This is a genomic window from Gillisia marina, from assembly GCF_000258765.1.
Lineage (GTDB): Bacteria > Bacteroidota > Bacteroidia > Flavobacteriales > Flavobacteriaceae > Gillisia > Gillisia marina.
Window position 1 is genome coordinate 36,732 of sequence record NZ_AJLT01000024.1, and the last position, 21,462, is coordinate 58,193.

Here is a 21,462-nt window from a genome sequence, read left to right on the forward strand (position 1 = left end):
ATTTTTTTATTTTGCAACGCTTAATGTAAGATCCTTATTTAAATGCATAATATAAATCGCATCGTTATAAAATCCGCCATTTGTTTTAGGCTTATAAAGAAATTTATTTTCTACGTACTCTGTAATAATATTGGCATTTACAGATTCTTCCATAGTTCCCATTGCACCCAATCTTAATAATATATCCAATGTAAGATCGTATCCTCTTACCGTATATTTACTAGGCACATATCCATATTTAGATTTATAGGCATCCACAAAACTATCTGTTACAGACTCATCGAATTCTTTATATTCTGAAGGAAAATGAAATCTCAACTCCCCTAAATGTTCATTATTAACTACATCACTTTCAAAAGTGCTGTTTTTGTAGGTGGTAAATAATGTGATTCTGTTATTTCTTGCCAATCTATTTAATGCTGAAGTTGCACTTCCAAGCAAGGCGATGTTTTCAGACTCTAAAATCACCCAGTTCTCACGAGATTTATCAAGAACCGAAGCTAAATTAGATTCAGTAACATTATTTGCTTGTGGATTAAGAATTCTTGCTGAAGGCAAAGCCGACACCAATTTACTTTTTATGGCTGAAGATGCTCCATCTGCAACAATAATCACGTTTTTACCTTGAGAATTATTCTGAAGGTAAACAATCATCGCTTCTCTTAGCATCTCATCGCTAGGACGGGATTGATATAAATTCGGTATCGATCTTAATTCCCTATTAGTCATCGGAGAAATTACCGGAACTTTTAAACTCATTAATTTTGAAGCTGCCTCTTCTGAAGTAGCTTGTAATAACGGACCTATTACAGCATCTACATTTCTAAAATCGTTAGCATCAATTAAAGAAGATACCTTTCCTGCTTGATTTTGAGTATCGTAAACACGAAGATTCGTAGAAATACCTAATTCTTTAGCTCGTTCTACTGCCATTATAGCTCCGCTATAAAAATCTAAAGAGATACGCAAAACACGATCCTTTTGAATCAGCTCTTTGGCATTAGAAATAGAATCATTATTAATTTTGCTAAGATTGTAAGGAAGCATCAAAACTAGGTTTTTAGGATCGTAGCTTTTAATATTTTTAGAAAGATCCATTTTAGATAATTCTGAAGAAGGCATTGCTTCACCTTTTACTTCAAATAACTCATCTAGTTTATTTCCCTTAGAATCTTTAGTGGGTACTTTTAATACCATCCCCCATTTAAGTCCATCTTTTAATGCAGGGTTTAAAGCGATTAAAGAATCTTCAGCAACTTGAAATCTTCTTGTAAGACCATACATGGTTTCCTGTGGCTGTACTTCGTAAAATTCGAAAGCATCATTGGTAATAATCACAGGCTGATCCAATACATCTGTATTCACTCTAATCATTGTTCCGGGTTGTAAGATTCCGGCTTTAGGATTAAGCGCCTCCAATTCATTTACTGTCATCCTATATTTACGGGCAATCCCATATTTTGTTTCCTTTGGAAGAATAATATGCTCTCTCGTTTTACCGGTTTGAGCAGCAGGTTTATTTTCAGGAAAAGTTCTTGAATTCCTTATATCAGGATTTCTTTCTTCAATTATAACTTTCCCTGGTGCAGGTCTTTCTTTATTTTCAGCAATTATAACTTTATCGGGAGTGCTTTCATCTATCACAAATACAGGGATCTGAATAGTTTCTCCATTCTGAAGTTCCTTTGAATATAATTGCTTATTGTATTTCTTGATGTCTTCTACACTAACTCCATATTGCTTAGATAGGCTATATAAAGTTTCCTTTTTCTGAACTTTATGAGAATTAAAACTCACTGCTTTTTTTACAGCCGTTTCACTTTCTTCCAAAGACATAGGAATTACCAACTTTGCATTTACTTGCAAACCTTCCTTGGCTTCAGGATTCAGTTTAAGCAAGGTTTCCTGGCTTATATCATATTTTTTAGAGATACTATATACTGTTTCCCCAGCAGCAACTGTATGATATTGATACGCCTGACCAAAGGCACTAGTAGTAAGAACTTGAAAGAACAAGCATATAATAATTACAAACCTCATATGTTATTTTTTTACTGAAATTAATTAGTGACCAATTATTCCCACTCTATCGTTGCCGGCGGCTTAGAACTTATATCGTACACTACTCTATTAACGCCTTTAACCCTATTTATTATGGTATTCGATATTTTTTGTAGGAATTCGTAAGGTAAATTCACCCAATCTGCCGTCATTCCATCGGTAGATTCTACTGCTCTTAAAGCTACTACTTTTTCATAAGTTCGCTCATCACCCATTACTCCTACAGAATTTACAGGTAATAATATCGCTCCTGCTTGCCAAACCTTATCGTACAACATCCATTCTTTCAATCCATTTATAAAAATAGCATCTACTTCTTGAAGAATTCTCACTTTTTCAGCAGTTACATCTCCTAGAATTCTAATTGCTAGTCCCGGCCCTGGAAAAGGATGTCTTCCTAACAATTCTTTTGCGATTCCTAATTCTGCTCCTACTCTTCTCACTTCATCCTTAAAAAGTGAACGCAATGGCTCTACAATTTTAAGCTTCATAAAATCCGGTAAGCCACCAACATTATGATGCGATTTTATAGTTGCTGAAGGCCCTCCAGTAACAGAAACAGATTCTATTACATCTGGATAAATAGTTCCTTGAGCTAAAAATTTCACATCTTGAATCAGGTGGGCTTCATCATCAAAAACTTCGATAAAAGCATTCCCAATTTTCTTTCTCTTTCCTTCAGGATCACTAATTCCAGCTAAGGCATCCAAGAAACGTGCCGAAGCATCTACTCCTTTCACGTTTAATCCCATATGCTTATACTGATCTAAAACGCTATTGAATTCGTCTTTTCTTAGCAAGCCGTTGTTTACAAATATGCAATATAAGTTCTTCCCGATAGCCTTATGTAAAAGCACCGCAGCTACAGAAGAATCTACACCTCCACTTAAGCCAAGAACAACCTTATCGTCACCAATTTTTTCCTTTAATTCTGAAACAGCCATATCCACAAATGCTTCAGGAGTCCAACTTTGCTCCACTTCGGCAATCTTCACTAGAAAGTTTTCTAACAATTGTTTTCCATCTGAAGTATGATATACTTCCGGGTGAAATTGAATTGCAAATGTTTCTTCTCCTTCAATTCTGTAGGCAGCATTTAAAACATCTGAAGTACTTGCTAAACGCACAGCATTGGTTGGTAATTCCTTAATGGTATCACTATGGCTCATCCAAACCTGAGAATTCTCTGTGATATCGTCAAACAATACTTCGGCATCTTTAATTACCGAAAGATTTGCTCTCCCATATTCTCTGGTTTCTGAAGGTTCAACTTTTCCACCGTGAAAGTGTGCTAAATATTGAGCTCCGTAGCAAACAGCTAATAATGGCATTTTTCCTCTAATTTCTGAAAGATCTGGATGCGGTGCATCTTCTGCTCTCACAGAAAAAGGACTTCCCGAAAGGATAGTAGCCTTAAAATTAGAAATGTCTTTTGGTGGATTGTTGTATGGGTGGATTTCGCAGTAGATGTTAAGCTCTCTAACTCGTCTTGCAATTAGTTGCGTATACTGGGATCCAAAGTCTAAAATAAGTACGTTTTGTTGCATGCGCAAAAGTAAGAATTTGAACGAATAATGTCCTAGCAGAATTATTATTTTATACCTTTAATTATATCCAATCCATACTTTTATGAAATATCTGGTCGCCATTATCTTTTCTATTGCAATCGTTCTAGCTTCCTTCTTGTTGGGAAATGCATATATTAAAAGAGCGCAACCTGTTGGAGTAATTTCAGTAACCGGTTCTGGGAGCGAGAATTTTACTTCAGATTTAATTGTTTGGGAAGGCCAGTTTGTAAGAGTTTTTCCTTTATTGAAACAAGCGTATGAAGATCTTAATCGGGATAAAGAAACGGTAAGAAATTATTTAATTGAAAAAGGAATCCCTTCAGAAAACATAGTTTTTAATTCTGTTCAAACCAACGAGCAACGAGATAATCAATATCAGAACGGGAATTATGTTGGAAGCACTTTTAAGGCCTATGAGCTGGTACAATCGGTTAAAATTGAATCTACTAACGTGGAATTAATAGAGTCGGTCTCCCGTGAGATCACAGAATTATTGAATAAAGGGGTACAATTTAACTCTACTCCTCCAAGATATTATTATACCAAAATTGCCGATCTTAAGATAGAAATGATCTCTAAAGCTACTGAAGATGCAAGGGTTCGTGCCGAAAAAATTGCAGAGAACAGTGGTGGACATTTAGGAGAACTTAACAATGCCAGCATGGGCGTTTTTCAGATAACCGGTCAGAATAGCGGGGAAGACTATAGTTGGAGCGGTGCTTATAATACCCAAGACAAAAAGAAAACCGCTTCTATTACCATGCGTTTAGAATATAAAATAGATTAGCTCTTATTTTATTTAAAGCCTTTTTATAAAAATTGTTGTACTAAAATTTAATTCTGATAAAAAGTTATGAAGGATACCAGTCACCACGATGAACGAATTGCGAAAATGACTTTTGCATCGGTATATCCACATTATGTAACTAAAGTCGAAAAAAAAAGGAAGAAGCAAGGAAGAATTGCATCAAGTGATCGAATGGCTTACAGGCTTCGATGAAAAAAAATTAGAGGAACTCATTAATTCCAAAGTAACCTTTGAAGAATTCTTTACAGAAGCTCAATTAAATCCGAATGTCACTTTGATTAAGGGTGTGATTTGTGGCTATCGGGTGGAAGAAATAGAAAATGAGTTAACTCAAAAAGTGAGATATCTGGACAAGTTAGTGGATGAATTGGCGAAAGGGCGTAAAATGGAGAAGATTTTAAGGAAAGAATAAAATTTTTATTAAATAAATAATTGGACTAATGTTAAACGACTTGTTTCAGGAAGCATGGAAAACACTGAATGTTGCTGCATCCGGGAAGGAACATCCTTTCAACTTTTGTACGCTGGCAACAATTGGAAAAAATGCGTCCGTTCGGCAACGCACTGTAATATTAAGAGGGCTTACTGAAGAAAAAAGCTTGTTGTTTTATACAGATCTTCGATCCACTAAGATCAAGCAGATCAAAAACAATTCGAATGCAAATTGCCTCTTCTATGACCCCAAAACTCAACTGCAATTAATACTTAAAGGAAAGATTTTTGTCCATACAGATGATGATATATGGGAAGAACACAAGGATAAAATAGATGGAAAAGCAATTAATAACTACAATACTTTATTACCTCCCGGCAAACCTATTAAAAATCCATTGAAGGTGGAGAGAACTCACCGCCTACATTTCGGACTCTTAGAGTTTATACCTATTAGAATGGAATATTTAAAGCTCAAGGAAGACTCTAACCATCTACGTGCAAGGTTTAGATTAGATGAAGGAATTTGGAAACAGACGTTTTTGGTACCTTAAATATATTTTAGATCCCTCATTTCATTAGAAATTACAATTCTTTGTCATTCTGAGCAAAGTGAAGAATCTGATTATTGCCAAATCAATCTTAAGCAGAAATTCCTTTTATGTGAAAATTTCTAGACTCCGCTCGAAATGACATTCTGAGCCTGTCGCAAAATTTTGAACAAAAAAAACTCCTTAGTTTCCTAAGGAGTTTAAAAAAGGGTGGAAGACCGGGTTCGAACCGGCGACCCTCGGTACCACAAACCGATGCTCTAACCAGCTGAGCTACAACCACCATTTATTCGCGGATGCAAATGTATATTTTTTCTATTATTCCTCAAAGAAAAAAATGAAATTAAATTAGGTCAAAAATGGAATCTACTGCGGGATAGCGTTCCACAGTAAAACCTTCTGCATATTCGGTACCAATAAGGCGTCCCAAGTCTCTTGCACGATAGGTTATGCTATCAAAAAAGTTGTCGCTAGAGATCGGTGTAGAGGGTTCACTGCTTTCTTTATCGAAAAATTGTGTTTTATAAGCCTTTACGGAGTTCATCTTAACATCCATATATCCGGTAATATCCACCGCGATATCGGGAGTGATATTTTTCCATTGAATGTAATGGTATACGTGCTTTGGTCTCCATGGATCTTGAGCGTTGCCGTCTTCTTTCGTTTCAATTTTCCGAAGCCCGCTTAGAAAACAAGCATCGCTTACTAATTTAGAGCCTTTACCGTGATCTATATGCCTATCCTCTATCGCGTTGCAAAGCACAATTTCGGGTTTATACTTTCTAAGCATTCTAATAATTTCCAGTTGGTGTTCTTCATTATTAATAAAAAACCCATCCTTAAATTTTAAATTTTCTCTAACTTTTAATCCTAGGATTTTGGAGGCATCTGCGGCTTCTTGATCTCTAATTTCCGCAGTTCCACGAGTGCCTAACTCTCCACGAGTAAGGTCTATAACTCCAACTTTTTTCCCATTTGCAACTTCCTTAGCAATTGTTCCCGCACAACTTAGTTCAATATCATCGGGGTGTGCTCCAAAAGCTAATAAATCTAATTTCATATTCTATTTACTCTAAATTATTTTCTTTAAACTTTCAGCTCTTTCAACGAGGCTAATGCTTGTTCTATATCTGCAATAAGGTCTTCCTTTTCTTCAATTCCTACTGAAAATCGCATCAATCCATCTTTAATTCCCTGTTTTTGTCTTTCTTCCGGACTTAATAAGGCATGAGAAGTCATTGTTGGAGATAAAATGGTAGATTCAACTCCCGCAAGACTCATAGAAGATTTTATCATTTTCAATTTTTTCTGAAACATGGAAGCATCCAGACCTTCTTTCAATTCAAAAGATAACATTCCTCCAAAGCCTTTCATCTGAGATTTTGCCAATTCATGATCTGGATGAGATTTTAGGCCCGGATAATATACTCGGGCTACATCTTCATGTTTTTCAAGATATTTAGCCATCTTCTTCGCATTCTTATTCTGAGCTTTCACTCGTAAACCCATTGTTTTAATACTTCTCTCCAAAAGCCAAACAGTAAAATCACTTAAACTGCCTCCAAAATTCTTTGCAAGCTGAAAAATAGTATCTATATGCGTTTCCGAAGAAATCACCGTTCCAGCCAAGATGTCGCTATGACCTCCCATATATTTTGTGGCCGAATGAATCACGATATCAATACCAAAATCTATAGGATTCTGATTCACAGGGGAGGCAAACGTATTATCTATCATACTCACCAATCCGTGTTTCTTAGCTATTTTTGCGATGGCATTGAGATCTGTAATGGTAAGCAAAGGATTCGAAGGAGTTTCAATATAAATCACCTTCGTATTCTCTTTGATTTCAGCCTCAAAACTTTCAGGTTTAAAATCTTTTGTGAACGAATAGGAAATTCCAAATTTTTCGAATTCTTCAACTACTAAATTACTGGTACCTCCGTAAAGGGTGTTTTGCAATACCACATGATCTCCATTATGTAAAAATGCCATTAAAGAAGTGCTTACTGCCGCCATCCCACTCCCAAAAATCAAGGCAGCTTCTCCATTTTCTAAAGAAGCCATTTTCTTGGCCAACGCAACCTGATTAGGCGTGTTGAAATATCTAGGATAACGCTTTACTTCTACATCTTCAAAAGCATAGGAAGTAGACATATATAAGGGAGAAATAGCTCCTTTGAATTGAGTGTCTTTTAATTCTCCTGCATGGGTGCAACGAGTGTTAATTCCTTGAGGTTTATTCTTCATAATAAATACTGTTAAGTATATGTAATTTTTGCTCTAATGTAAAAAGAATTTATCTAAACGCTTTTCATTTAAAATCTAAGAGCAAAAAAGCAAAATTTTCTTCTCCAGATATATTAACCTGTGTTAATATAATGAGTTAAACTTAGTTTAAAGTAGCCTTATTTCTAACTTCAAGATATCATAATACTTATCTTGTAACATCAAATTAATATGAAAAAGAAAATTATGAGCGAAGTTAAAGCATATGCAGCGTCATCTAAAACCGCAGAATTAGAACCCTTAAATATAGAAAGAAGAGATATTACCAAAGAAGATGTTGAAATTGACATCTTATACTGTGGAGTTTGCCATAGTGATATACATACGGTTAAAAACGATTGGAAAAACTCTCAATATCCCGTTGTTCCTGGTCATGAAATTATAGGGCGTGTAACCAAAGTTGGTGACAACGTGAAAAATTTTAAAGAAGGAGATCTCGTGGGAGTTGGATGTATGGTAGATTCCTGCCAAACGTGTGATTCTTGTAAAGAAGATTTAGAACAGTATTGTGAGAATGGTGCGACGTATACATATAATAGTGAAGACAAACATTTAGGAGGTTACACTTTTGGGGGTTATTCTGAAAAAGTTGTTGTCGATAAAAAATTCGTCTTAAGTGTTCCTGAAAATTTAGATATTAAAGCTGTAGCACCACTACTTTGTGCGGGAATTACCACTTTTTCTCCACTTAACCATTGGAATGTAAAAAAAGGTGATAAAGTGGGGGTTATAGGCCTTGGTGGTTTAGGGCATATGGGAATTAAATTTGCCCACGCCATGGGAGCTCATGTAGTTATGATAACTACTTCTCCGGGAAAAAGTGGAGATGCCAAAAAATTAGGAGCAGACGAAGTTTTGATCTCTAAAGATGAAGAAGAAATGAAGAAACACGCAAATTCTTTCGATTTTCTTTTGAATACCGTACCAGTTGGGCACGATGTTAATCCTTATATAGGGTTATTAAAACGAGATGCAACTATGGTATTGGTTGGTGCAATTGAACCTTTAGACCCTATTCACGGAGGCGGACTAATTGCCAGCAGAAAAACTATTGCAGGTTCTCTTATTGGTGGAATCAAAGAAACTCAGGAAATGTTAGATTTTTGTGGGAAGCACGATATCGTTTCGGATGTGGAGATGATCGACATTCAAAATATTAATGATGCTTACGAACGAGTTCAGAAATCTGATGTAAAATACAGATTTGTAATAGATATGAAATCGCTTAAGGAAAGTTAGAATTTATAAAAATTGTTTTTAAATGAGGTTGACTAATCGTCAACCTCATTTTTGTTTTTGCTAATAAAAATATTACCTCAATATTGTGGTTTATAGTTGATTCGTCAACCCATCCTGAAGCATTGGGATAGTTCAGGGTCTCAATTTAGAATTTTGAATTTTAGTATTAAGATGTTCTTAAATATTACAAAAGATATCTGAACAGGATGATAATTTTATTACATTTTTACACAGCCATATTTTATTAAAACTCTGAATAGGGAATTAAAGTTCTAGATTTCAGAAGAACAACATTCATGTTTTTTTGAAAGATTCAATTAAATAGAAAACATCCCGGAAGACCAAAAAAATCATCGCTCAACACATCTTATAGCTGTGAGCTTTCAATTTCTGAAATGTAGCACGAAAAACCTACGGGCTTTTTTATCTTTACATCATGAAATTACTTTTTACAAATATCAAAGAACTGCTTCAGGTTAGAGAAACTTCTGTTTCAAAACTTTCCGGAAAGGAGATGAACATACTTCCAACCATCAAGAATGCATGGTTATTATTGGAAGACGATAAGATTTTCGACTTCGGAAAAATGGAAAATCTCCCTGAAATTTCAGCAGATAAAACCATCGATCTAACAGGAAAAATGATATTGCCTACTTGGTGCGACTCTCATACCCACATTGTATACGCCGGAAATAGAGAGCAAGAATTTAGTCAGCGAATTAGTGGGCTATCTTACGAGGAGATTGCGAAGAATGGTGGAGGAATTTTAAATTCGGCTAAAACATTGCAAAACACTTCTGAAGAAGATCTTTACAAACAATCTGCAAAAAGATTGGAGGAGGTTATGCAGTTGGGAACTGGTGCTGTTGAAATAAAGTCTGGTTATGGTCTCACTAAAGATGCAGAGTTAAAGATGCTTCGAGTGATCAAAAAATTAAAGCAGAATTATAACCTACCCATAAAAGCTACATTTTTAGGAGCTCATGCCCTACCCTTGGATTATAAAAACAAGAAAGAGGAATATATAAATTACGTGATCGATGAAATTCTTCCCGCCGTGGCAGAAGAAAATCTTGCCGAGTATATAGATATTTTTTGTGAACAAGGATACTTTACAGTAGAAGACACTAATAAACTTTTGAAAGCTGCTGCTAAATTTAACTTGCGACCAAAGATTCATGTCAATCAATTCAATGCAATTGGTGGTGTGCAGGCAGGTGTAGAGAACGATGCGCTTAGTGTAGATCATTTAGAAGAAATGAGAGCAGAAGATGTGGAATCTCTAAAAGGCTCGCACACTATGCCGGTAGCGCTACCAGGATGTTCTCTTTTCTTGAGTATACCTTATACTCCCGCAAGAATGATCATAGACGCAGGGCTACCTTTAGCCCTTGCAACCGATTTTAATCCGGGGAGCGCTCCTAGTGGAAATATGAATCTGGTTGTATCCTTGGCTTGTGTGAAGATGAAAATGACTCCAGAAGAAGCCATAAATGCTGCAACCATAAATGGCGCCTATGCAATGGATTTATCTGAAAAAGTGGGAAGCATCACCAAAGGAAAGCTAGCAAACCTAATAATCACTAAACCCATCCCATCCTACACCTATTTACCCTATGCTTTTGGAAGTAATGCTATTGAAGCGGTTTATCTAAATGGAGAAAAAATATAGCTATGGAAGGTTTTAAATTACACAGCCAAAAAAGCATTTCCAATATCCTTAAAACCCGAGAGGGCGAAACGAAATTTGGAGAAAAGATTTCGTTTATACAGGATTTTGAAGCCTTAGCTTCATCCAGTTCTAAATATGTATTATTTGGAATACCGGAAGATATTGGTGTACGTGCCAATTTAGGAAGATCTGGTGCCTCCCGAGCATGGGAAACATGTTTAAATTCATTACTTAACATTCAAGCAAACCAATATACCAAGCCGGAAAATTTAATTCTTTTAGGGGAAGTAGATTGTACCGAAGCGCTTGAGAAAGCTTCAAACATAGATCCCAAAGACCCGAATTATATTCAAAAACTCGGAGATTTAGTTTCAAAAATAGATGCTATAACCAGTGCTGTTGTACAAAAAATTGTTACAGCTGGTAAAATCCCTATCATTGTTGGCGGTGGACATAACAATGCTTACGGAAACATTAAAGGAACTTCGGAAGCTTTAAAAAAGCAGATTCATGTTTTAAATATAGACGCCCATACAGATCTTCGAAAAACAGATATTAGGCATAGTGGAAACGGCTTTAGCTTTGCACGAAAAGATGGGTTTTTGGCAAAGTACCGTATTTTCGGATTGCATCAAAACCATACGCCTCAGTATATTTTTGAAGATATGCTTCATTCGGCCAATGATGGCTATCGTCTTTTTGAACATCTGCTTTTAATGCCTTCAGAAAAAATTGTACAGGCTTTTCGAGAAGAATTAGAATTTGTTTCACATGATAATTTCGGACTCGAACTGGATTGCGATGCCATTAAAGGTTTTCCTAGCAGCGCCCAAACCCCAAGTGGATTCGCAATAAACATGATTAGAAATTTTATAAGAATCGCTTCAGAAGAAGAGCATATTAAATATTTACATATTTGTGAAGCGACTTCTAATGACACTTCAGAAGCAAAGGTTGGAAAAGCCCTAAGTTATTTTATTACAGATTTTATACACTAAACCTATGGAAATAATTTCATACAGCCCCGCGTATGCTGAAGATTTCAAAAAACTAAACCTCGCTTGGTTAGAAAAATTTTTCTGGGTAGAACCCCACGATGAAGATGTTTTAGGAAATCCTAATAAATACATCATAGAACCTGGAGGAATGATCTTTTTTGTAAAGGAAAACGAAGCTATCATTGGAACTGTAGCCTTGATGAAAATGGAAGATGCTATTTTTGAGCTCACAAAGATGGCGGTTACCCCTGCTGCCCAAGGAAAGAAAGTAGGGCAACAATTAATGGAGCACACTATTAATTTTGCAAAACAGAAAAAATGGAAAAAATTGATAATTTATTCCAATAGAAAGCTTGAAAATGCTATTTATATTTATGAGAAATATGGTTTTGTAGAAATCCCTATTGAAGAAGACAATCCCTATTCCAGAGGAGATATTAAAATGGAGTTGAACCTTTCTTAAATCTTTATTAATAAGGGAAGATTCCGAAACAGCTTTCTTAACTTTATAGAAATATCAATATAAAAGCCCCATTTTCGGGCTTTTTTTGATTCAGAAAAATAATTAACTAAAATCAATTGAAGATGAAAAGATCAATAATTGCGATATGCTGCTTGGGTGTATTGTTCACCTCTTGTAAAGATGAAGAGAAGAAGGACAAACAAATGGAAACTGAAGTTACTGCAGTTTCAGATCAAGAAAATGAAAAGAGAGTAACAGCTATAGAAATTGAACCAATCTCTCACGCTACTGCCGTTATAAAATGGGAAGATGCTGTTATTTATACAGATCCTGTAGGTGGCGCCGATGCTTTTAAAGGAAAAGATGCTCCAAGTTTTGTGTTAATTACCGATATTCATGGAGATCATATGGATGCTAAAACCTTGGAAGCTCTTAAATTAGGTGACACTAAAGTAATTGTACCACAGGCTGTGAAGGAGAAATTACCAAAAGAAATGGAAGCAAATTTAATGGTCATGAACAATGGTGATACTAAAGAAATTATGGGATTCTCTGTTAAAGCAGTTCCTATGTATAATTTACCTGAAGCCAAAGATGCAATGCATACCAAGGGAAGAGGAAATGGGTATGTAGTAGAGAAAGATGGGCAACGACTTTATATCTCTGGAGATACCGAAGATATTCCTGAAATGAGAGACCTAGAAAATATAGATGTTGCATTGGTTTGCATGAATTTACCTTACACTATGACCGTAGAAGATGCTGCCGATGGCGTTTTAGCTTTCGCTCCTAAAAAAGTTTATCCTTACCACTACAGAGGAAAAGATGGACTTTCAGATGTTTCCAAATTTAAAGAATTGGTGAATAAGGGAAATAAGGAGATTGAAGTGGCGCAGTTGAATTGGTATCCTGAAATGAAATAATTTCTCAAATCTATTCTGAAAATAGATGCTGATACGATTTAAAAATTAGGAAAACCCATAATAAAAGGATGAAAAATGCAACAATCCAGTTGTTCTTTTTCATCCTTTTTGGATTTTTAAGAGCTTCTTCCCTAGCCGCAGCCATTACATTTTGAGGAATTAGCTTTATAGAAGCCGTTATTAATAATGGCACCAAAATAAGATCATCAACTATTCCTAATACAGGAATAAAATCTGGAAAAAGATCTATAGGGCTTAATAAATATCCAACCGTTAATCCAATAAGTAATTTAGCTGTCCATGGAGTTCGAGGATCGCTATAGGCAATTGCTAAAACCTGAATCTCATTTTTGAGCTTTTTAACTTTAGATTTAAGATTATCTAGAAAATTCAAGTTTAAATAATTTAAGAATTTGTCATCCCGACGACAGGAGGGATCTCATAGTAAAGAGATTATGCTTCATCGAGATCCTTCGACAAGCTCAGGATGACAATTCATGGTCATCCTGAATTTATTTCAGGATCTAAAGTTGAGCATACCTATTAGAAACTGAAACAATGCCGATAGCTATTGGAAAAACTTGACTGCTTTTACAGAACTTTTTAAAAATTATCCATTAAAAAGTGGCAAATCCTGCATCATATCAAGAACCTCAGCTTCAACTTTTATAAGTTCGGCATCATCTTCAAAATTGGTGATCACACGATCTATAAGATCTACGATCTTAGCCATATCATCCTCTTTAAGTCCGCGGGTAGTAACTGCAGGGGTTCCAACACGAATTCCAGAGGTCACAAATGGAGACTTATCATCAAAAGGCACCATATTTTTATTTACAGTAATCTCAGCCATTCCTAATGCTTCCTCTGCTTGCTTTCCGGTAATGTTCTTATTTCTAAGATCTATTAACATCATGTGATTATCTGTTCCTCCGGAGATCACCTTATAATCCTTAGCAACAAATGCTTCAGCCAACGCCTTGGCATTTTTCTTAACCTGAACCATATAATGAAGAAATTCATCAGTTAAAGCCTCTCCAAATGCAACTGCTTTTGCTGCTATAATATGCTCCAAAGGTCCACCTTGATTTCCAGGAAAAACTCCACTATCTAAAAGCGTAGACATTTTCTTAAGATTCCCGTTTTTCAATTTTAATCCGAAAGGATTATCAAAATCTTTCCCCATCATGATAATTCCACCTCGTGGTCCACGTAAGGTTTTATGGGTAGTAGAAGTTACTACATGACAATGCGGTAATGGATCGCCCAAGAGACCTTTTGCTATTAAGCCTGCCGGGTGTGCGATATCTGCAAATAAAATTGCACCAACGCTATCTGCTATTTCTCTAAATCTTTTGTAATCTATTTCTCTTGAATATGCTGAAGCTCCAGCAATAATCATTTTTGGTTTTTCTCTTTCAGCAATCTCAGCAACTGCATCGTAATCTATTAAACCTGTTTCTTTATCTACTCCATAAAAAACAGGAGTGTATAATCTCCCAGAAAAATTAACCGGAGAGCCATGTGTTAAATGACCTCCATGAGAAAGATCGAAGCCAAGAAATTTATCTCCCGGTTGCATACATGCATGAAAAACCGCAGTATTTGCCTGAGAACCGGAATGTGGCTGCACATTGGCATATTCAGCATTAAATAGTTCTTTTAATCGCTCTATGGCTAAGGTTTCCACTTCATCTACGATCTCACAACCTCCATAATATCTTTTTCCCGGATAGCCTTCAGCATATTTGTTTGTTAGTACAGATCCGGCTGCTTGAAGCACCTGATCACTCACAAAATTCTCACTAGCAATTAGTTCTAAACCGTTTATTTGACGGTTTCTTTCAGCTTCTATCAGATCAAAAATTTGTGTATCTTGTTGCATGTTAAATTTTTACGTTAAATATTCCTCAAAAGTAATAATTCCAATCGGTTAATTGCTGGAAAATAATAACTTTGAAATCAATACATTTAAGAATAAAACAAAATAACATATGCCTATTACAGCAAATGATCCTAAAAGAAAAACCTGGCTGGACATACCAAATAACACAGATTTTCCAATTCAAAATATCCCTTTCGGAGTTTTTTTAACAAGAGATGATGTGGTTACTATTGGAACCAGAATTGGTGACTATGCCATTGATCTAGGCGCCCTACATCAATTAGGATATTTTGACGAAATTCCACTTACAGATGACATTTTTCTTCAAGATACTTTAAACGACTTTATATCTGATGGTAAAAAGACTTGGCGTTTGGTAAGAAACCGTATCGCCGATATTTTTGATGCCAAAAATCCACAACTTAAAGATAATCAAGACCACCGAAATACAGTACTTTTTACTTTAAATGAAGTTGAAATGCAATTACCCGTGCAAGTGGGTGATTACACCGATTTCTATTCCAGTAAAGAGCATGCTACCAATGTTGGGACTATGTTTCGTGATCCAGACAATGCACTTTTACCAAACTGGTTGCACATTCCTGTAGGATACCATGGAAGAAGTTCTTCTATAATCCCTAGCGGAATTCCGGTGCATAGACCACAAGGACAAAAAATGCCAAATGGTGCTACAGAACCTGTTTTTGGACCTTCAAGATTGGTTGATTTCGAATTAGAAATGGCTTTCATTACAACCGATGGAAACCCTCTAGGTGAGCCAATTCCTATAGACGAGGCTGAAGACTATATTTTTGGAATGGTTTTGTTTAACGATTGGAGCGCCAGAGATATTCAAAAATGGGAATACGTGCCACTTGGGCCATTCTTAGCAAAGAATTTTGCTTCCTCCATTTCTCCATGGATAGTAACTTTAGATGCCTTGGAACCGTTTAGAACTAAGGGGCCAGATCCAGAAAAAGAGTTGCTTCCATACCTTCAATTTAAAGGTAAAAAGAGCTTCGATATTAATCTGGAAGTCGCAATTCAACCGGAAGATAAAGAAGAAACAACGGTCTCTAAATCCAATTTCAAATATATGTATTGGAATATGAGTCAACAATTGGCGCATCATACGGTTAATGGTTGCCCAATTAACTCCGGAGACATGATGGGTTCTGGTACAATTTCAGGACCAACACCAGATTCTTACGGATCGATGCTAGAACTTTCTTGGAGAGGAAAAAAGCCTGTGAAATTAAATGATGGCAGTGAGCGTAAATTTATAGAAGATAACGATACTGTGATTATGCGCGGTTATTGTGAAGGAAAAGATAGAAGGATTGGTTTTGGCGAAGTAAGCACTAAGCTTCTTCCGGTTTATCAACCTCAAGCTAAGAAAAAATAAATTTATTTATTTTATAATAAAAAATGCCTGTTAGGTTAAAACTTAACAGGCATTTAATTTTACTTCACAAAATCATCTTCTTGGATTCTGTGATTCTTTTCTTTGGTCCTCTTGCTTTTTAGGCTGATTTTTAGCGCCAGATTGCTGATTCCCTTTTTGATCTTTTTTCTGTGGATCCTTTTGATTTGCCATGATACTATATTTAAATGGTTAATAAATAATAGTATGAAGATACATGCGCAACCCTTTATCTAATAATGATTTATAAGAATTTTAACCTTACTTATTAAATAATTACAAAAGAAAATTTTAAGAAATTTACGTGTTAAAATTACACCGTACTTAATTTCTCTACATCTATCGCACTGTGAGAAGCATCATAAATAGCCTTCCCATCTTTAATTACTATTAATTGAGGGCTTTCATGCGGCACATTAAATCTTACTGCAATCTTATTGGAAATGTCTCTATAACTTAAAAGATCTAAAAAATATAATTTAACGGAGTCTGGCTCTAAATTATAATTTTGCTCAAATTGTCTTAAAACCATTCTGCTGATTCCACAAGTGGTAGAATGTTTTAAAATTGCAATTGGCTGGTTGGATGAATCTTCAGCAATTTCTTCCAATGTTTCCTTTTTAGTTAACTGTATCCATGGAACAGATGGCTTTGCCGATTTTGTATCGTCATTATCAGACTTGAACATTTTATCAAAAAATCCCATATTCATTATAATTTAGTGTGCAAAAATAGGATTTCAAGTAATAAAATTCTCAATCCCGGTATTAAAATTTACCTAATGAAATTTTAAATAGCAATCCAAAGGCGTAACTTATCTATAATTAAAACAGACAAAATGTCTTATAAAACCCAGTGATAGCGGCCATTTTGACGGTGTTATCATGCTGGTGTATATTTTGTTATTTCAATTCTGTATTTAAAATTTCAACTTATGAATTTCAATAATTTCACTATAAAATCACAAGAGGCCATCCAGCAAGCGCAACAACTTGCTCAGGAATTAGGGCATCAACAAATAGAAAACGAACATATTTTTAATGCCATCACCTTGGTCGATGAAAATGTGACTCCCTTTCTACTTAAAAAATTAAATATCAATATTGGGTTATTTACTCAAATCTTAGATAAAACCTTAGAGAATTTTCCAAAAGTCTCAGGTGGAGAAACGATGCTTTCAAGAACCGCTTCTACCACTTTGAATGAAGCGAGCACGATTGCTAACAAAATGAAAGATGAATATGTTTCCATAGAGCATCTTATTCTTGCCATTTTTAAATCTTCAAGTAAAGTTGCTCAGATTTTAAAAGATCAAGGGGCTTCGGAGAAAAACCTTAAATCGGCTATAGAAGAACTTAGAAAAGGAGACAGAGTAACTTCTCAAAGTGCAGAGGAAACTTATAATTCGCTTAATAAGTATGCTAAAAACCTCAATAAATTAGCCGAAGAAGGAAAACTGGATCCGGTTATTGGAAGAGATGAAGAGATTAGACGGGTCCTTCAAATTTTATCTCGTAGAACAAAGAACAACCCGATGCTTGTTGGAGAACCGGGTGTTGGTAAAACGGCTATTGCTGAAGGATTAGCACATAGGATTATAGATGGAGATATTCCGGAAAATTTAAAAAATAAGCAGATCTTCTCATTGGATATGGGAGCACTTATTGCGGGAGCAAAGTATAAAGGAGAATTTGAAGAGCGCTTAAAAGCAGTGATCAAAGAAGTAACCGAAAGTGATGGGGACATCGTACTATTTATAGACGAAATCCATACCCTTGTTGGTGCCGGTGGTGGACAGGGCGCTATGGATGCTGCAAACATCTTAAAACCAGCTTTAGCTCGTGGGGAATTAAGAGCGATTGGAGCAACAACTTTAGATGAATACCAGAAATATTTCGAAAAAGATAAGGCCTTAGAAAGACGTTTTCAAAAAGTGGTCGTAGATGAACCAGATACCGAAAGTGCAATTTCTATCCTTCGTGGAATCAAAGAAAAATATGAAACTCACCATAAAGTGCGTATTAAAGATGAAGCCATCATAGCCGCAGTAGAACTTTCTCAACGTTATATTACCAATAGATTTCTTCCGGATAAAGCGATTGATCTTATGGACGAAGCAGCTTCAAAAATTAGAATGGAGATCAATTCTAAACCCGAAGAGCTAGATGTATTGGATAGAAAGGTAACACAGTTGGAAATTGAAATTGAAGCTATAAAACGTGAAAATGATGAATCTAAGTTAAAAACCTTAACCGTAGAACTGGCAAACCTTAAGGAAGAACGCAACGAATTACATGCGAGATGGAAAAACGAAAAAGAGGTTGTAGATAATATTCAATCGGCTAAATCTGATATCGAGCAATTTAAATTGGAGGCAGAACGAGCTGAACGCGATGGGGATTACGGAAAAGTTGCAGAGATACGATATGGTAAAATTAAAGAGGCTCAGGAAAAATTAGAATTACTACAAAAACAGGTTGAAGAAAATCAGGATAGTAAAACACTCATTAAAGAGGAAGTAACTTACGAGGACATTGCCGAGGTTGTAGCAAAATGGACCGGTGTACCTGTAACTAAAATGTTGCAAAGCGAACGAGAAAAATTGTTGAAACTTGAAGATGAATTACACAAAAGAGTAGTTGGTCAAGAAGAAGCTATTCAGGCCGTGAGTGATGCAGTTCGAAGAAGTCGAGCCGGTTTACAAGATCAGAAAAAACCAATCGGAACGTTCTTATTCCTAGGTACTACCGGTGTTGGTAAAACCGAATTAGCGAAAGCCCTTGCAGAATACCTTTTTGATGACGAAGCTGCGATGACTCGAATAGATATGAGTGAGTATCAAGAACGTCATGCAGTTAGCAGATTAGTTGGAGCACCTCCGGGATATGTTGGTTATGATGAGGGCGGGCAACTTACCGAAGCCGTTAGAAGAAAACCTTATTCTGTAATCCTTTTAGATGAAATTGAAAAAGCGCATCCGGACACCTTTAATATTCTTCTTCAAGTTTTAGACGAAGGAAGGCTAACAGATAATAAAGGACGTTTAGCAGATTTTAAGAATACCATTATCATTATGACCTCCAATATGGGTTCTAGTATAATTCAGGAGAAATTTGAAACGGTTAAAGATTTAGATACCGCTATGGAAAGTGCAAAAGTGGAAGTTCTAGGTTTACTTAAACAAACGGTTAGACCAGAATTTATTAATAGAATAGATGATATCATTCTATTTACTCCACTAAACAAAAAAGATATTTTAAAAATTGTTGGACTTCAGTTAAAAGGATTGAAAAAGATGCTGTCTAAACAAGGAATCGTTTTAGATGCCACCAATGAAGCATTAACATTTCTTTCCAAACAAGGTTTTGACCCTCAATATGGCGCGAGACCCGTGAAGAGGGTATTGCAAAGAGAGGTTTTAAATAAACTTTCTAAAGAAATTCTTTCCGGAAAAGTTAAAACCGATAGCATTATTTTATTGGATGAATTTGATGACACATTAGTTTTTAGAAATCAGGAAGAACTCGCAAAGAAAGAGTAATAAAAAAAAAGGCTGCTTAGTTTCCTAAGTAGCCCTTTTCAATAAGCGGAGATCTATCATCTACCACTTATCTATTTCATCCTTTAATTCTTCTTTGGTTTTACCCGTTTTTTCTTGCAAACGGCCCATCATTTCGTCAAACTTTCCTTCTGAATATTCTAAATCATCATCGGTAAGTTTACCATATTTTTGTTTGAATTTACCTTTAACCTGTTTCCATTTTCCTTCAATCTGGTCATTATTCATAATACTGGTTTTTTAGTTAATAATACCCAAATCTAAGATTTACTATTTCCGAAATGTGTCAATAAACTCCTATTATTATCTTAAGGATTTGTTATTTTTACTTTTCAGTCTAATAAATGAAAAAAATAAGCCTCCTCTTCTTAAGCCTATGTTTTATGGGCTGCGGAACTTCCAAAAAGATTTTTACAGATTCTATTGAACTCCGATTTTTGGACGATTATATTATAGAAAATGATCTGATGATTGGAGGAACCAAGGTTGGTGGCCTTTCCGGCATAGATTATAAAGACGGTACTTATTATATTGCATGTGATCATCCCGGGGATCCTAGATTTTATAGGTCAGAAATTATAATCAATCAAAATAAAATTGATACAGTTCTTTTTTCTGAAGTAATAAAACTGGATAGGACTTCAAGTTTTTTGAAAGCAAATACTTTGGATTTAGAGGCGATAAGGATCGATAGTAATTCAGGAAATATTGTGCTCACCAGTGAAGGAGCCATAAAACAGAATCAAAAACCATCTATTTTCTATGTAGATTCACAAGGGAGTCTTCTTAAGAATTTCAGCCTTCCGGAATATTTTACATCTACTGGAATTCAGCAACCAAGAAATAATGGTGTTTTTGAAGGCCTTACCAAAGACTTCAACAACGAAGGTTTTTGGGCAGGAATGGAACTTCCACTTACCAAAGATGGCTCTAAGCCAAAGCTATTCCCAACCAAATCTCCCATAAGAATTACACATTTCAACAAGAATTCTGGAGAAGCCGATGATCAATTTGTTATTTCTCTAGGAAACATTTCCAAAATTCCATGGATGTATTTTGCCGTAAATGGACTTACCGAATTAATCCAATATGCACCGCATAAATTTTTGGTATTGGAAAGAGCATTCTCTGCAGGTCATGGCAGCTATGGAAATACGGTTCGGATTTTCGATGTAAATTCTAAAAATGCTTCGAACACTTTGAAAATTCAAAACCTTAGAAAAGAAAAATACATTAAAGCCACCAAGCAACTTGTATTCGATTTTAAATCGGTGAAAAAGAAGTTAACCGATGGCATTATAGATAATGTTGAGGGAATGACATTTGGGCCCGATCTTCCAAATGGGAACAAAACTTTAATTTTAATTTCAGATAACAATTTTAATTCCTTGGGAAAACAACTGAATCAAGTAATTTTGATGGAAGTCATCATAAAACAATAAATTTATATACGTTTTTATCATAAATAAGTTATTTCGTCACCCTTAATTTATTTCAGGGTCTTAATTGATAATATTGATTTACAAATATTTGAGATTCTGAAACTCCCGAAGCGTCGGGACAGAAGGACAAGCTTTATCGGTTTATGATT

The 21,462-nt window shown here is 35.5% G+C and carries 18 protein-coding genes, 1 tRNA gene and 1 pseudogene; 11 read left to right on the forward strand and 9 right to left on the reverse strand.

Annotation, left to right across the window (positions count from 1 at the left end; translation table 11 throughout):
- Window positions 1-6: 6 nt before the first annotated feature.
- Window positions 7-2,040 carry an ABC transporter substrate-binding protein gene (locus ON07_RS07760; RefSeq protein ID WP_010229730.1) on the reverse strand — a complete coding sequence of 678 codons (2,034 nt, stop codon included), beginning with the start codon at window positions 2,038-2,040 and terminating at the stop codon, window positions 7-9.
- A gap of 35 nt (window positions 2,041-2,075) precedes the next feature.
- Window positions 2,076-3,608, reverse strand: a complete 1,533-nt coding sequence (guaA, locus tag ON07_RS07765; RefSeq protein ID WP_010229732.1) for a glutamine-hydrolyzing GMP synthase — start codon at window positions 3,606-3,608, stop codon at window positions 2,076-2,078.
- A gap of 82 nt (window positions 3,609-3,690) precedes the next feature.
- Here guaA and ON07_RS07770 point away from each other — a divergent pair, with 82 nt between their 5' ends.
- The 3 genes and pseudogenes from ON07_RS07770 to ON07_RS07780 all read left to right on the forward strand — a co-directional run bounded on the left by ON07_RS07770 (window position 3,691) and on the right by ON07_RS07780 (window position 5,423).
- Window positions 3,691-4,416: an SIMPL domain-containing protein gene (locus tag ON07_RS07770; RefSeq protein ID WP_010229735.1), complete on the forward strand. Its 726-nt coding sequence runs from the start codon at window positions 3,691-3,693 to the stop codon at window positions 4,414-4,416.
- A gap of 66 nt (window positions 4,417-4,482) precedes the next feature.
- Window positions 4,483-4,849, forward strand: a pseudogene (locus ON07_RS07775) (DUF2200 domain-containing protein).
- 28 nt (window positions 4,850-4,877) lie between these two features.
- Window positions 4,878-5,423: a pyridoxamine 5'-phosphate oxidase family protein gene (locus ON07_RS07780; RefSeq protein WP_010229740.1), complete on the forward strand. Its 546-nt coding sequence runs from the start codon at window positions 4,878-4,880 to the stop codon at window positions 5,421-5,423.
- A gap of 205 nt (window positions 5,424-5,628) precedes the next feature.
- Here ON07_RS07780 and ON07_RS07785 read toward each other — a convergent pair.
- From ON07_RS07785 to ON07_RS07795, 3 genes are all read right to left on the reverse strand, one after another.
- Window positions 5,629-5,704 (reverse strand) — tRNA-His (locus ON07_RS07785).
- Between the two features lie 59 nt (window positions 5,705-5,763).
- Window positions 5,764-6,480, reverse strand: a complete 717-nt coding sequence (gene bshB1, locus ON07_RS07790) for a bacillithiol biosynthesis deacetylase BshB1 (RefSeq protein ID WP_010229743.1) — start codon at window positions 6,478-6,480, stop codon at window positions 5,764-5,766.
- Window positions 6,481-6,506: 26 nt separating this feature from the next.
- Window positions 6,507-7,670 (reverse strand): trans-sulfuration enzyme family protein, encoded by a 1,164-nt coding sequence (locus tag ON07_RS07795; protein ID WP_010229745.1) that lies wholly within the window; start codon window positions 7,668-7,670, stop codon window positions 6,507-6,509.
- Window positions 7,671-7,895: 225 nt separating this feature from the next.
- Between ON07_RS07795 and ON07_RS07800 the strand changes: the two genes are divergently transcribed.
- The 5 genes from ON07_RS07800 (at window position 7,896) to ON07_RS07820 (ending at window position 13,004) form a co-directional block, all read left to right on the forward strand.
- A complete protein-coding gene (locus tag ON07_RS07800; protein ID WP_010229747.1) occupies window positions 7,896-8,948 on the forward strand; it encodes an NAD(P)-dependent alcohol dehydrogenase in 1,053 nt (350 codons plus the stop codon).
- Between the two features lie 436 nt (window positions 8,949-9,384).
- On the forward strand, window positions 9,385-10,620 hold the full coding sequence (gene hutI, locus ON07_RS07805; protein WP_010229750.1) for an imidazolonepropionase: 1,236 nt from the start codon (window positions 9,385-9,387) through the stop codon (window positions 10,618-10,620).
- A gap of 2 nt (window positions 10,621-10,622) precedes the next feature.
- On the forward strand, window positions 10,623-11,618 hold the full coding sequence (locus ON07_RS07810; RefSeq protein ID WP_010229753.1) for a formimidoylglutamase: 996 nt from the start codon (window positions 10,623-10,625) through the stop codon (window positions 11,616-11,618).
- A 4-nt stretch (window positions 11,619-11,622) separates the two neighbouring features.
- Window positions 11,623-12,081: a GNAT family N-acetyltransferase gene (locus ON07_RS07815; protein WP_010229755.1), complete on the forward strand. Its 459-nt coding sequence runs from the start codon at window positions 11,623-11,625 to the stop codon at window positions 12,079-12,081.
- 122 nt (window positions 12,082-12,203) lie between these two features.
- Entirely contained in the window at window positions 12,204-13,004 is an 801-nt protein-coding gene (locus ON07_RS07820) for an MBL fold metallo-hydrolase (protein ID WP_033445054.1), read from the forward strand.
- 10 nt (window positions 13,005-13,014) lie between these two features.
- Here the strand turns inward: ON07_RS07820 and ON07_RS07825 are convergent, their stop codons facing one another.
- Both ON07_RS07825 and glyA read right to left on the reverse strand, forming a co-directional pair.
- Window positions 13,015-13,398 carry a YkvA family protein gene (locus ON07_RS07825; RefSeq protein ID WP_010229760.1) on the reverse strand — a complete coding sequence of 128 codons (384 nt, stop codon included), beginning with the start codon at window positions 13,396-13,398 and terminating at the stop codon, window positions 13,015-13,017.
- A 216-nt stretch (window positions 13,399-13,614) separates the two neighbouring features.
- Window positions 13,615-14,889, reverse strand: coding sequence for a serine hydroxymethyltransferase (gene glyA / locus ON07_RS07830; protein ID WP_010229762.1), 1,275 nt, complete (start codon window positions 14,887-14,889; stop codon window positions 13,615-13,617).
- Window positions 14,890-14,998: 109 nt separating this feature from the next.
- Between glyA and fahA the strand changes: the two genes are divergently transcribed.
- Window positions 14,999-16,294 (forward strand): fumarylacetoacetase, encoded by a 1,296-nt coding sequence (gene fahA, locus ON07_RS07835; RefSeq protein WP_010229766.1) that lies wholly within the window; start codon window positions 14,999-15,001, stop codon window positions 16,292-16,294.
- A 331-nt stretch (window positions 16,295-16,625) separates the two neighbouring features.
- Here the strand turns inward: fahA and ytxJ are convergent, their stop codons facing one another.
- Window positions 16,626-17,018 (reverse strand): bacillithiol system redox-active protein YtxJ, encoded by a 393-nt coding sequence (gene ytxJ, locus ON07_RS07840; protein ID WP_010229769.1) that lies wholly within the window; start codon window positions 17,016-17,018, stop codon window positions 16,626-16,628.
- A gap of 228 nt (window positions 17,019-17,246) precedes the next feature.
- Here ytxJ and clpB point away from each other — a divergent pair, with 228 nt between their 5' ends.
- Window positions 17,247-19,853: an ATP-dependent chaperone ClpB gene (gene clpB, locus ON07_RS07845; RefSeq protein ID WP_010229772.1), complete on the forward strand. Its 2,607-nt coding sequence runs from the start codon at window positions 17,247-17,249 to the stop codon at window positions 19,851-19,853.
- A 60-nt stretch (window positions 19,854-19,913) separates the two neighbouring features.
- Here clpB and ON07_RS07850 read toward each other — a convergent pair whose 3' ends face one another.
- Entirely contained in the window at window positions 19,914-20,099 is a 186-nt protein-coding gene (locus ON07_RS07850; protein ID WP_010229775.1) for a CsbD family protein, read from the reverse strand.
- Window positions 20,100-20,215: 116 nt separating this feature from the next.
- Here ON07_RS07850 and ON07_RS07855 point away from each other — a divergent pair, with 116 nt between their 5' ends.
- The gene (locus ON07_RS07855; RefSeq protein ID WP_155807183.1) at window positions 20,216-21,313 is read left to right on the forward strand and encodes an esterase-like activity of phytase family protein; all 1,098 of its coding nucleotides are present in this window, start codon (window positions 20,216-20,218) and stop codon (window positions 21,311-21,313) included.
- Window positions 21,314-21,462: the final 149 nt, after the last annotated feature.